Origin of the sequence: Nocardiopsis sp. LDBS0036, from assembly GCF_041228755.1 — a bacterium.
Classification (GTDB): domain Bacteria; phylum Actinomycetota; class Actinomycetes; order Streptosporangiales; family Streptosporangiaceae; genus Nocardiopsis; species Nocardiopsis dassonvillei.
Genome location: NZ_CP141103.1, coordinates 5,158,311 through 5,170,334, shown reverse-complemented (window position 1 = coordinate 5,170,334; position 12,024 = coordinate 5,158,311). Strand labels below are relative to the sequence as shown.

Genomic DNA, 12,024 nt, shown 5'->3' with positions numbered 1-12,024 from the left:
CCGCTCAGGCTCCGTCCGCGGACCCCTCGCCACCGTCGGCGTCGGTCTCCAGGCCCTCGGCCAGACGGGTCAGCTCGTCCATGTCGGCGGGGCCGAACACGACCAGGGTCACACCCTCCTCGCGCAGGACCAGGGCGTTCTCGTCCTGGGAGGCGTGGTGCTCCCACTCGCGGCCGTCGACCTGGACCGTACCGACCCGCTCGGCGCCCGGGACCCTCTCCGCGAGGACGGCGCCGGGTTCGGCGTCGCTCTGGGTCACCATGGCGTGGCTGTCCTCGGCCGTGGCGAATCCCACGCTCCACTGGACCGGTCCGGACACGTCCACCGTGGAGCTGGTGGGCGTCCACCCCTCCTGCTCCAGGTCGGCGGAGGGCACCGTCACCGGATAGTCCGCCGCGTCGCGCAGGACGTCGGCGTCGGGCCGGTACTCCACCGACGGAATGCTCTCGCCCGAGCGCGTGGAGACCACGAACGCCATGATCAGGACGATGCCGACGATGATCCCGAGGGAGATGGCGTAGTTCTTGAAGGTCGCGCTGGACCGGCTGTACTCACTCATGACGTCTCCAGCTTGCCCCAGGTCCGGGGCCCCGCGGACCCGGGGTGCGCTTAGCGCCGGGGTTCGAGCTGGGTGAGCAGTCCGGTGATGTCGTCGGCGAGTCGGCGGGCCTCGGCGTCCTCGCGCTGGACCACCTCGGCCACGGCCAGCAGCATCGCGCCGCTCACGACGATGAGCAGGGCCTCGTCCACGGGCTCGTCGGCCTTGCGGAACAGCGCCACGTTGCGGTCGGTCCACTGGGTGAGCCGGGTCCGCAGCTGGTAGTCGAACCCGGGGGGACCGTCACCGCTGAAGAACAGCCGTGTGGTCTCCCTCTCCTCGATGCACCCCAGCAGGTAGGCGCGGGCGGCGATGTTCATCAGCCGCGTGGGGTCCTTCTCCCCCTCGGAGCGGGCCCGCACGACCGCCTGGTGGGTGCGGTCCTGCTGGCGCTGCTGGAACTCCTCGTACAGGGCGAGGTAGAGGTCGGCCTTGCCGCTGAAGTGGTGGTACAGGCTGCCGACGCTGGCCCCGGCCGCGGCGACGACCTCGCTCACCCCGGCCTTGGCGAAGCCCACCGTGCGAAAGACCTGGGAGGCCGCCTTGAGCAGGGCGCCGCGGGTGGCCGCGCCGCGCGGGGAGACCCTCGCGGGCCTGTCCGTCTTGTCCACTGTCACGCCTCACTCCAGTCCGGGTCACGCCAGAGTAGTCCGTCCCCGTCCACCCGGGACCGCCCCGAGGGGTACCCGTGGCCCCGCGGGTGTCACGTCGGGTGACTACCCTAAGACCTGCCCCCGACCTGTTCTCCCGATGGAAGGTGTGTCCATGTCGCAGTCCAGCAGCCCGCACAAGGCCCCGGATCGCAACCTCGCGCTGGAGCTGGTGCGCGTCACCGAGACCGCGGCGCTCGCCGCGGCCCGCTGGGTGGGCAAGGGTGACAAGATCGGGGCGGACGGCGCCGCGGTGCGCGGCATGCGGCACATGATCAGCACCGTGTCCATGAACGGGACCGTGGTGATCGGCGAGGGCGAGAAGGACAACGCCCCGATGCTCTACAACGGCGAGCGGGTCGGCGACGGCGGCGGCCAGGACTGGGACGTGGCCGTCGACCCGATCGACGGCACCACCCTGACCGCCATGGGCATGCCCAACGCCGTGTCGGTGATCGCGATGAGTCCGCGCAACACCATGTTCGACCCCTCCGCGGTGTTCTACATGGAGAAGCTCGCCACGGGTCCCGAGGCCGCCGACGTGGTGGACATCGCCGCTCCCGTGGCCGACAACGTCCGGGCCGTGGCCCGCGCCAAGGGCAAGTCGCCGCAGGACGTGACCGTCGTCATCCTGGACCGCCCCCGCCACAAGCAGATCGTGCAGGACGTGCGCGACGCCGGCGCCCGGATCAAGTTCATCAGCGACGGCGACGTGGCCGGAGCGATCATGGCGGCCCGGGCGGGGACCGGTGTGGACCTGCTGCTGGGCATCGGCGGCACCCCCGAGGGCATCATCACCGCGTGCGCGATGAAGTGCCTGGACGGTGTCATCCAGGGCCGTCTGTGGCCCAAGGACGAGGAGGAGCGCCGCAAGGCGCTCGACGCCGGGCACGACCTGGACCGTGTGCTGCGCACCGACGACCTCGTCTCGTCCGACGACGTGTTCTTCGCCGCGACCGGCATCACCGACGGGGAGCTGGTCGGCGGCGTCCGCTACGAGTCCGCGCGGGTCGTCACCGACTCCCTGGTCATGCGCGGCCGCAGCGGCACCGTCCGCCAGGTGCTCAGCGAGCACCGCCTGGGCAAGCTGGCCTCCTACAGCGGCGTCGACCTGACCTCGGCTCCCTACCGCGGTGAGGAGCCCGAGTCGGTCTAGGGCTGTCACACCCCCGCCGGAAGACCTCCGCGAAAGCTCCACCCCGGTGTCCCGTCCCGGCCGGTACGGGACACCGGGCCCCTTCCCCACCGGCCTACCGAAAAAGGCACGGGACGCGAACCACACCGGGTCGACGCGGCATCAGACCCGGCGTTGGTTGCGCGGTGCACGCGCCGAGGAATTCCCCGCCGGAGGTTTGATGTCCTACCCCGATCCCCCACAGCAGCCCCAGTGGCAGCCTCAGCCGCCCAGGCAGGGTTACCCTCCGCCCCAGGCTCCCGGCCAGCACCCCGCGGGCTTCGGCGCGGGCGCGCCCGGCGGTCCGCCGCCCGCGGGTCCCTTCCCCGGGGGCCAGTACTCCGGCGGTCAGGTGCCGCCGCCCTCCGGCGGCGGCCGCAACAGGCGCTGGCTGATCCCGGCCGCCGCGGGCACCGCGCTCCTCCTCATGGGCGGCACGGTGTGGGCCACCGTCTCGCTGGTCAGCTTCGGCGGCCCCCAGCCCGAGGACGTGCTCCCGGGCAGCGCGCTCGCGTTCGGCAAGATCGACCTGTCCATCGACGGTTCCCAGGCCATGGAGCTGTTGCGGTTCGTGGACCAGCTCCCCGACGAGGTCACGGCCGAGATGGACGAGCCCGACGGCGACATGACGGGGCTGGTCGCCGAGGGTTTCGTGGCCGCCTTCCCCGAGGCGCGGCAGTCCGAGGTCGAGGAGTGGATCGGCCAGCGCGTGGGCTTCGCGATGTGGCCCGCCAGCGGTGAGGCCGAGCTGGGCGAGGGCGCCGGCGTGGCCGGGGCGTTCGCGCTCGCGGTGGAGGACGAGCGGCTCGCCCAGGAGAACCTGGAGCGGCTCAGCGGCGAGTACGACGACCTCTACTTCGAGGTGATCAACGACTTCGCGCTCCTCACCACCTCCGACGCGGCGCTGGCCGACCTGCACGCGCAGGTGGAGGAGCACGGTCCCCTGGCCGACGCCGACACCTTCTCCGGCGACATGGCCGAGGTGCCCGGCGGCAGCCTGGCCGCGGCGTGGTCGGACCTCGCGGGTCTGATGGAGGTCGAGGAGTTCGCCCGCGAGTTCGAGGCCGACCTGGCCGCCGAGACCGGTGAGCTGAGCGGCCGGATGACCGCGTCCCTGCGGGTGGACGGCGAGTACCTGGAGGCGCGCACGGACATCTTCGACCTCACGGTGGACGGCACCGACCTGGCGTGGCTGGCCGAGACGCCGGGGGCGAGCGTGGCGGCGATGGAGTCGCTGCCCGAGAGCACGGTCATGGCCGTGGGCGCCAGCGGCCTGGACACGGCGCTGGCCGACGCCTACGAGAGCGACTCGATCCCGTTCATGACGAGCAGCGGCCAGATGCAGGAGATGGAGCGCCAGTTCAACTCGATGGGCGCCCCGCTGCCGGAGGGGTTCACCCAGCTGCTGGGCTCCTCGACCGCGTTCGGTGTCACCGACATGGACCTGGAGGGCTTCTTCGGGTCCTCCTACAACGGTGGCGGGGAGGCGTCCTTCCAGTACCGCGCGGTGGGCGGTGACGAGCAGATCCTGGGCGACTTCGTCGAGAGCGCGGTCGTCGACTCCTACAGCACCCCGCCGGGGGTGAGCACCGACGGCGACGCCGTGGTGGTGTCCCAGGGGAGCAGCGCCACGGGGCGCCTGGGCGACGACCCGGTCTTCCAGCAGACCATGCAGGAGATGGACTCGGCGGTGATGGCCGGGTACATGGACCTGCGCCAGGTGCTGACCGAGAGCGAGGTGGAGGCCCCCGGCCAGTGGGGCGCCGTGGGCCTGGCTCTGAGCGTCACCGAGGAGGGACAGCGCAGCAGCGTGGAGCTGCGCTGGTCGCCCAGCGGCGGCGAGTAGACGCGGGAGGCGTGAGCGCGCGGACGGCGCGGGAGGCGGTGTCCCCCGCGCCGTCCGCGTGTGCGGGGGGTTTCAGCCGACCACGCGTCGTCTCATCCGTGCGCACGCCAGGAACCACATCAGGACCACGAACACCAGCAGCACTCCGAGGTGGAACAGCGCCGCTCCGGCCCCGAGGTCGCCGAAGACCACCCCGCGGATCAGCTCGACCGAGTGGTAGAGCGGGTTGGCCATGGCCGCGTTACGCACCCAGTCGGGCAGCTCGGTGAGGGGGAAGAACGTGCCCGCCACCAGGAACAGCGGGGTGAACAGGCCGCTGAACACGTAGTCCATGGACCGCACCGAGTTGATCAGAGCGGAGATCCAGATCCCGAAGAGCGCGAAGGCGAACCCGGAGAGGAAGGCGATGAGCGGCACGAGCAGCAGGCCGGGGCCGGGGCGCAGCCCGAAACCGACCGCGACCAGCAGCGGGACACACCCGTAGACGCCCGAGCGCATCGCCAGCCACAGCGCCTCGCCGGTGACGAGTTCGCGCACGTCCACGGGGGCGGCGAGGATGCCCTCGTAGGTGTGCAGGAAGCGGCGTTTGTTGACTTCTTCTCCCGCCTGAAGGCAGAAGAATCCGGAACCACCTACTGGTGACTCGAGGCCAGGGCCTCGTCACGGGTCGCCCCGTGGCCTTCCTGTTTCATTACCGGTCGCCCCGTCCGGAAGGACTCCCGTTGAGGTCTCACACCAGCTCCACAGGCCAACACCGCCAGCCCGGCGGCTTCGAGATTGAGCGCCGCGTTCACATCCCGGTCATGGGCCACCCCACAAACGGGGCACGTCCACTCCCTTACACGCAGCGGCAACGACGCATTGAGGTACCCGCACCCGGGGGTCGAGCACGCCTTGGAGGAGGGGAGGAACCGGTCCACCACGACCAGGTCCCGCCCATGCCAGGCGCACTTGTACTCCAGCATCGTGCGCAGCTCACGCCAGGCCGCGTCCGAGATTGCCCGGGCGAGTCTGCGATTCTTGACCAGGTTGCGCACGGCCAGGTCCTCGATCACGACCGCTTGGTTCTCGCGGACGAGTCGAGTAGAGAGTTTGTGCAGGAAGTCCCTGCGACGGTCGGTGATGCGGGCGTGCACCCGCGCCACCTTTCGGCGCGCCTTGTCCCGGTTCGTGCTGCCCTTGGCCTTACGCGACAGCGCCCGCTGAGCCCGGGCCAGCTTCGCCCGGTCGCGTTGCTCGTGGCGGGGGTTGGCCACCTTCTCCCCCGTCGACAACGTCACCACGGAGGTGATTCCGGCATCGACACCGACCACGACGCGAGTGGCCTGGGCCGATGTGATGGTGTCCTCGCACAGCAGAGAGACGAACCAGCGCCCGGCCGTGTCACGCGAGACCGTCACCGTGGACGGCCGTGCCCCTTCGGGCAGGGGCCGCGACCACACCACATCGAGTGGGACGGTCATCTTGGCCAGGGTCAACTGCCCGCCTCGGTAGCGAAACCCCGACCGGGTGTACTCCGCTGAGGCCCGGGACTTCTTCTTGGACTTGAACCGCGGGTACTTCGCACGTCGGTCGAAGAAGTTCCGAAAAGCTGTGTGCAGGTGGCGCAGCGTCTGCTGGAGCGGAACGCAGGAGACCTCGGTAAGGAAGGCCAGCTCCTCGGTCCTCTTCCACACGGTCAGCGCCGCGGAGGAGTCGGTGTATGAGAGCCGCCGCTGTTCGGTGTTCCAGGCGGCGGTGTGTTCGGCCAGGGCGCGGTTGTAGACCAGGCGCACGCACCCGAACGTGCGCGACAGCTCAGCCGCCTGCGCATCGGTTGGGTAGAAGCGGTACCGAAACGCCCGCTTCACGCTCTTCCTGGCCATGGCACATACCGTAGCGACCGCCCTGCGGTCGCGTGAGCCGAATCCAACACAAAGTCACGAGAAGGAAAGCGCGTTTCCTCGGACAGCGGGGGCGAGGGATTTCCAGCGGGTTTCTCCGGCTGTGGAAACACTCCCGCCGAGCCGTGCGCGGCCGCGGCGCTGCGGGCAGTGCGGGCCCCGCGGGGCGGTCCGACCGGCGGAAAAACCCGTTGTCCCGGCCGGGGCGCCCGCCTACGATCGTCCTCCGGACCCGTAGGAACGAGAATCCGGAGGACGACTCCGGACGGAAAAGGGTGAGTATGCCCCGGAACGCGCCGAGCGCGCCTCACAGTCACGCGTGCCACCGCCGTACCCGGGTCCCGGGTGCCTGAGGCGGCCACGCCCCTTTCCGTCGAGAAGCGCTCGGCCTGCTCCCTGCTGTCTGCCACCCTTTCCCAGCAAGGAGTACCTTCCGGGTGTCCACCACCGATTCCTCCGGCCGCTCCGGCCACCGCTCCGCCACCCGCACCGGCGCCTTCGCCTGCGTGCGCTGCGGCCTGTCCGTGTCCCGCCTAGGTCCCGACGGGGAACCGCGCGACCACTGCCCGAGTTGCCTGAGCTCCCGCCACGTCCTGGACCGGGCCGGGGGCGGCGCCTCCGACTGCGGCGGGCGCATGGCCCCGATCTCGGTCGCGGTACCGCGCGGCGGCTCCTGGACGCTCATCCACCGCTGCGGCGTGTGCGACGAGATGTCCGAGAGCGCCGTCTCACCGGACGACAACCACCTCGTCCTCATGCGGATCGCGGTCCGGCCGCTGGCCGAACCGCCCTTCCCGCTCGACCTGTTCGGGGAGGTGTGAGCGTGGGCCGACGCAACACCCGTGTCACCAGGCGTCCCCAGCGCCCCAAGACCGTGCTGCACGCCCACGGCGAGGCGGGCGGCGCGGGTTCGTTCCGCTGTGTGCGGTGCCGTCTGGAGATCCCGGCCCGCGCGCCGGGGACGGCCCACCGCAACCACTGTCCGCACTGCCTGACCAGCCTGCACGTGGACCTGCGGGTCCCCGGCGACCGCGCGTCCGGCTGCCGGGGCGCGATGGACGCGCTGAGCATGGCGGCGCGGCCGGACGGGGAGTGGATGATCGTCCACCGCTGCGTGCGGTGCGGTGAGCTCGGCTCCAACCGCGTGGCGGGCGACGACAACGCCCGCGCGCTGGTCAGGGTGGCGGTCCGGCCGCTGGCCGCCGCCTCCGACGCGGTCGCTCGGCGGGCGCTGATGGACCTGTGACGGCGGACGGGGCGGGGGCCGCAGGGCTTTCCGCCCCGTCCGGGTCCGGCCCGCCGCGCTTTCCGCTCGGGCCGGGGCGCCGCGCCTTCCGGCCGGAGTCCGCCCGTGAGCCCGGGCGGGCGGACGCGGAGCGCTCCCCGGACGCGCCGACGCGCGGTGCTCCCCGGACGGGCGACCGGCCCGGGGTTTCGCCTAGTGTGGGCGGTGTGAGTGAGGAAGTGTCCCCCGATCGGCTCCGCGCCTCCAACACCGACCGCGAACGGGTCCTGCGGGTCCTGCGCGAGGCCGCCGCCGACGGCCGTCTGGACCTGGAGGAGTTCGAGGAGCGCTCCTCCCTCGCGCACGAGGCCCGGACCCTGGGCGAGCTGCCCGGGATCACCGCCGACCTCCTCCCCGCCGAGCAGCAGCCCATCCGCCTGGACCGCCAGCCCGTTCTGGGTCTGTTCGGCAGGGCCGAGCGCAGGGGCCGCTGGGTGGCCTATCCCGACGAGCTGGCCGTGGCGCTGGTCGGCAGGGTCGAGGTGGACATGCGCGAGGCGCTCCTGATGCACAACCACCACCGCATGACCGTGACCGCCGTCCTGGGCCGCGTGGAGATCGACGTCCCCGAGGGCGTCGAGGTGCGGATGACCGGCTGGTCGTTCCTGGGCAGGCGCACCACCACCGCGCGCCGCTCCGAGCTGTCCCATCCCCCCGTGCTGGAGATCGACGGGTTCTCCCTGTTCGGCGTGGTGCGCGTGCGCGCCCCCAGGAGGCGCCGCCTCCTGGGCTGGCGCCGCCGCGATCGCCGACGCGGCATCGGGGCCTGACCGCGCCGACCTGCGGGGACCGCCGACCGGGCACGGGGGGCGGCGACGGTGTCAACATGACGCGCGCAACACCGCCAACCCCGGGTGAGGTGGCGGTGTGCTCCGGTGCGTCTGGCAATCTGGGGCTCACAGGTTTTCCCAGGGAGAGTTGGGTTGCAATGAGCGAGTTCCGTATCGAGCACGACTCGATGGGTGAGGTCAGGGTTCCGGCCGAGGCCAAGTGGAGGGCCCAGACGCAGCGTGCCGTCGAGAACTTCCCGATCTCCGGCCAGGGCCTGGAGGGCGCGCACATCGCCGCCCTCGGCCAGATCAAGGCCGCCGCGGCCAAGGTCAACGCCGAGCTCGGCGTCATCAGCGACGACCTGGGCAAGGCGATCCGGGAGGCCGCCCTGGAGGTCGCCGAGGGCAGGTGGAACGACGAGTTCCCGATCGACGTCTTCCAGACCGGCTCGGGCACCTCCAGCAACATGAACACCAACGAGGTCGTGGCGACGCTGGCCACCGAGCGCCTCGGGGCCCCGGTGCACCCCAACGACCACGTCAACGCGTCGCAGTCCTCCAACGACGTGTTCCCCTCCTCCATCCACATCGCCGCCACCTCCGCCGTGCAGAACGACCTGGTCCCGGCGCTGCGGCACCTGGAGGAGGCGCTCGGCGCCAAGGCGACCGAGTTCGCCTCCGTGGTCAAGAGCGGCCGCACCCACCTCATGGACGCCACCCCGGTCACCCTGGGCCAGGAGTTCGCCGGGTACGCCGCCCAGGTGCGCTACGGCGTGGAGCGCCTGGAGGCCGTCCTGCCGCGCGTGGCCGAGCTGCCGCTGGGCGGCACCGCCGTGGGCACCGGCATCAACACCCCCGAGGGCTTCTCCGCCCGGGTCATCGCCGAGATCGCCGAGCACACCGGCCTGCCGCTGACCGAGGCCCGCGACCACTTCGAGGCGCAGGGCGCCCGCGACGGCCTGGTCGAGCTGTCCGGCCAGCTGCGGACCATCGCGGTCGGCTTCGCCAAGATCGCCAACGACATCCGCTGGATGGGCTCGGGCCCGACCACGGGCCTGGGCGAGATCCTCCTGCCCGACCTCCAGCCCGGCTCCTCGATCATGCCGGGCAAGGTCAACCCGGTCCTGTGCGAGGCCGTGCTCCAGGTGACCTCGCAGGTCGTCGGCAACGACGCCGCGGTGGCCTTCGGCGGCGCGAGCGGCAACTTCGAGCTGAACGTGCAGCTGCCGATGATCGCCCGCAACGTGCTGGAGTCGATCCGCCTGCTCTCCAACGTCTCGCGCGTGTTCGCGGACCGCTGCGTGTCCGGTATCGAGGCCAACGTCGAGCAGTGCCGCGTCTACGCCGAGTCCTCGCCGTCGATCGTGACCCCGCTCAACCGCTACATCGGCTACGAGGAGGCCTCCAAGGTCGCCAAGCAGTCGCTGAAGGAGAAGAAGACCATCCGCGAGGTGGTCATCGAGCGCGGATACGTCGAGGACGGCAAGCTCACCGAGGCGCAGCTGGACGAGGCCCTCGACGTGCTGCGGATGACCAACTCCCAGTAGTCCGGAGCCGTTCCGCCACGGGGCACCCCGCACGCGGGGTGCCCCGTGCGCGCGCCGGACGGGGCGGTCGTGTTCCGGGCGGGGCGCACGGTGCGCACGGGTCGCGGTTGTGTCTCACCCGGCCGCGAAGGGCCCGGACCAGGAACCTTCCGGGTGCGGGAGGCGTCCGACATTCTTGAACAGAGCACCTTGGAAGCCCGCCTTCGAGAGGGCAGTACATGTCGAGCAACAGCGGCAGTGAACGCATCGTCGCGGACCGCTACGTCCTGCGCCGTGAACTCGGCCGCGGCGGTATGGGGGTGGTCTGGCAGGCCTTCGACCCGACGCTGGACCGCGACGTCGCGATCAAGCAGGTGCTGCTTCCCGACCACTTCACCGACTCCGAGCGGGCGGACGCCCACGGCCGGGTCCGGCGCGAGGCGCGCTCCGCCGCGCGGATCAGCCACCCCACGGTGATCACCATCCACGACGTCTTCGAGTACGACGGCAACCCGTGGGTGGTCATGGAGCTGGTCGAGGGCGGGTCCCTCCAGGACCGGCTCGACGAGCGGGGCGCCCTGCCTCCGGACGAGGTCGCGGAGATCGCCGGGTCGCTGCTGCGCGCCGTGCGGGCCGCGAACGCGGCCGGGGTCCTGCACCGCGACATCAAGCCGGGCAACATCATGACGTCCCTGGACGGCCGGGTGATCCTCACCGACTTCGGCATCGCGACGATGGAGGGCGGGCCGAGCATCACCCGCACCGGCGCGCTGATCGGCTCCCCCGAGTACATGCCGCCCGAGCGGCTGGCGGGCGGTCCGGCCGAGCACCGGGGCGACCTGTGGAGCATCGGCGTGACCCTGTTCGCGGCGGTCGAGGGCACCTCCCCGTTCCGCCGCGACAGCATCACCGCGGCGATCGCGGCGGTGATGTCCGCGCCGCTGCCGCCGATGACGCGCGCCGGGTGGCTGGAGCCGGTCATCTCCGGTCTGCTGGAGCGCGACCCGGAGCGCAGGCTGAGCGCGGACGGGGCGCTGGCGCTGCTGCGCGAGCGCGGCGGGCCGAACGCGGGCGGCGACGACAGCGGCGGCTTCGGCGCGGCGGGCGCCGTGGGAGCCGCGGGGGCGGGCGCGTTCGCGGACGGTACCCCGGCCTCCGGCAGCGGCCCGCACACGACACCCGGCGTCAGCGGTCGGCAGAGCCCCCACCACACGCCGAGCGGTGGCCACCCCGGCACGGGGCCGCGGGGCGGCTACCCCCACACGCGGACCCCGCTGCCTCAGGGCCCGATGACGGGGCAGCGCCTGCCGCGGGGCGGACCGGCCGACCCGGTGACGCCCGCGTCGCCCTTCGCGCACGGGCACCGCACGGTCCACCAGCACCGGCCGCCCCACTCCGCGGGAGGCGGTCTCGGCGGCACGGGCCGTGGCCCGGGTGGACCCGGGGGTCCGGGCGTCCCGCTCCACTCGGGCGGCCACGGCGGCGCGCGTCCGGGCTCGGGCTCGGGGAACACCAGGCTCCTCGTCGGCGTGGGCGCCGCGGTGGTGGTCCTGACGCTGATCGGCGGCGTTGCCGTGGTCGGTGCCACCCTGTTCGCCGGAGCCGAGGCCGAGGACGGTGCCTCCGAGGCGCTGTCGGCGTCCGAGAGCGCGCGGCCGCCGGCGGAGCCCTCCGCCTCCGTCGGCGGGGACGAGGGCGGTGCCGGCAGCGGCGGCGGTGAGGGCCGGGGCGAGGGCGGCCAGACCGGCGGCGGGGACGAGAACGGGGAGCCGCCGTCCTACGACGAGCTGGAGACCTTCCGGTCGCAGTGGTTCCACGTGGACTACCCGGCCGGGTGGCAGGTGGACGACAGTGAGATCGAGAACACGCTGGCGGTGTTCGTCGCGCCGGGCAGCGACCACCAGGTGTGGGTGACCGGCTGGACCGAGCAGGAGTTCACCGGGACGAGCGCCGAGTACCTGGAGGACACCAACGGCGGGACGAAGGTCGAGGGTGACGTCACCACCGGCTACACGCAGCTGGAGCTGGAGGAGTTCGACGACGGCGACTTCGAGGAGGGCTGGGACGTCGCCCTGGTGGAGTCCGACCTCGTCAACGAGACCTGGGCGAGCCAGGAACGGCGCTTCTGGGCCTACGCGATCAGCACAGAGCACGAGGGCGACCGGGTGTTCTACCTGGTCAGCGTGAACGTTCCGCGCGAGGACGCCGACTACTACGACGACCTGCACGAGGACGTCATGGAGACGTTCGACCCGCTGCTGTGAGCGCGCCGCCCGCCGACCGCGGCGGACC

At 72.1% G+C, this 12,024-nt stretch carries 10 protein-coding genes and 1 pseudogene; 7 read left to right on the top strand and 4 right to left on the bottom strand.

Going from position 1 to position 12,024, the window contains the following annotated elements; all coding sequences use genetic code 11:
- Positions 1–4 precede the first annotated feature (4 nt).
- Both UIS43_RS22140 and UIS43_RS22135 read right to left on the bottom strand, forming a co-directional pair.
- Positions 5–559, bottom strand: coding sequence for a DUF4245 domain-containing protein (locus UIS43_RS22140; RefSeq protein ID WP_013151173.1), 555 nt, complete (start codon positions 557–559; stop codon positions 5–7).
- A gap of 50 nt (positions 560–609) precedes the next feature.
- Positions 610–1,209 carry a TetR/AcrR family transcriptional regulator gene (locus tag UIS43_RS22135; RefSeq protein ID WP_013151172.1) on the bottom strand — a complete coding sequence of 200 codons (600 nt, stop codon included), beginning with the start codon at positions 1,207–1,209 and terminating at the stop codon, positions 610–612.
- 154 nt (positions 1,210–1,363) lie between these two features.
- On the opposite strand from UIS43_RS22135, the gene glpX reads away from it, so the two are divergent.
- Together glpX and UIS43_RS22125 are read left to right on the top strand one after the other, a co-directional pair.
- Entirely contained in the window at positions 1,364–2,404 is a 1,041-nt protein-coding gene (glpX, locus tag UIS43_RS22130; protein WP_013151171.1) for a class II fructose-bisphosphatase, read from the top strand.
- A gap of 199 nt (positions 2,405–2,603) precedes the next feature.
- Positions 2,604–4,268: a hypothetical protein gene (locus UIS43_RS22125; protein WP_370011540.1), complete on the top strand. Its 1,665-nt coding sequence runs from the start codon at positions 2,604–2,606 to the stop codon at positions 4,266–4,268.
- A gap of 72 nt (positions 4,269–4,340) precedes the next feature.
- Here UIS43_RS22125 and UIS43_RS22120 read toward each other — a convergent pair.
- Both UIS43_RS22120 and UIS43_RS22115 read right to left on the bottom strand, forming a co-directional pair.
- Positions 4,341–4,868, bottom strand: a pseudogene (locus tag UIS43_RS22120) (ABC transporter permease); the annotation flags it as partial.
- 32 nt (positions 4,869–4,900) lie between these two features.
- On the bottom strand, positions 4,901–6,133 hold the full coding sequence (locus tag UIS43_RS22115) for an RNA-guided endonuclease TnpB family protein (protein ID WP_013151169.1): 1,233 nt from the start codon (positions 6,131–6,133) through the stop codon (positions 4,901–4,903).
- A gap of 455 nt (positions 6,134–6,588) precedes the next feature.
- Between UIS43_RS22115 and UIS43_RS22110 the strand changes: the two genes are divergently transcribed.
- From UIS43_RS22110 to UIS43_RS22090, 5 genes are all read left to right on the top strand, one after another.
- Complete coding sequence (locus tag UIS43_RS22110) at positions 6,589–6,972, top strand: RNHCP domain-containing protein (protein ID WP_071621280.1); 384 nt, start codon at positions 6,589–6,591, stop codon at positions 6,970–6,972.
- Positions 6,969–7,397 carry an RNHCP domain-containing protein gene (locus UIS43_RS22105; protein WP_081461683.1) on the top strand — a complete coding sequence of 143 codons (429 nt, stop codon included), beginning with the start codon at positions 6,969–6,971 and terminating at the stop codon, positions 7,395–7,397. The genes UIS43_RS22110 and UIS43_RS22105 overlap by 4 nt, the downstream gene beginning before the upstream one ends.
- Positions 7,398–7,615: 218 nt before the next feature.
- Positions 7,616–8,206, top strand: a complete 591-nt coding sequence (locus UIS43_RS22100) for a DUF1707 domain-containing protein (protein ID WP_041552148.1) — start codon at positions 7,616–7,618, stop codon at positions 8,204–8,206.
- A 158-nt stretch (positions 8,207–8,364) separates the two neighbouring features.
- On the top strand, positions 8,365–9,753 hold the full coding sequence (locus tag UIS43_RS22095; RefSeq protein WP_013151165.1) for an aspartate ammonia-lyase: 1,389 nt from the start codon (positions 8,365–8,367) through the stop codon (positions 9,751–9,753).
- 218 nt (positions 9,754–9,971) lie between these two features.
- Complete coding sequence (locus tag UIS43_RS22090; RefSeq protein WP_370011537.1) at positions 9,972–11,996, top strand: serine/threonine-protein kinase; 2,025 nt, start codon at positions 9,972–9,974, stop codon at positions 11,994–11,996.
- The last annotated feature ends 28 nt before the right edge of the window (positions 11,997–12,024 follow it).

Excerpts from the sequence above, each read along its gene's own strand:
- glpX (WP_013151171.1), top strand. The coding sequence starts at position 1,364 with ATGTCGCAGTCCAGCAGCCCGCACAAGGCCCCGGATCGCAACCTCGCG.
- UIS43_RS22125 (WP_370011540.1), top strand. The coding sequence starts at position 2,604 with ATGTCCTACCCCGATCCCCCACAGCAGCCCCAGTGGCAGCCTCAGCCG.
- UIS43_RS22090 (WP_370011537.1), top strand. The coding sequence starts at position 9,972 with ATGTCGAGCAACAGCGGCAGTGAACGCATCGTCGCGGACCGCTACGTC.
- UIS43_RS22140 (WP_013151173.1), bottom strand. The coding sequence starts at position 559 with ATGAGTGAGTACAGCCGGTCCAGCGCGACCTTCAAGAACTACGCCATC.
- UIS43_RS22115 (WP_013151169.1), bottom strand. The coding sequence starts at position 6,133 with ATGGCCAGGAAGAGCGTGAAGCGGGCGTTTCGGTACCGCTTCTACCCA.
- UIS43_RS22095 (WP_013151165.1), top strand. The coding sequence starts at position 8,365 with ATGAGCGAGTTCCGTATCGAGCACGACTCGATGGGTGAGGTCAGGGTT.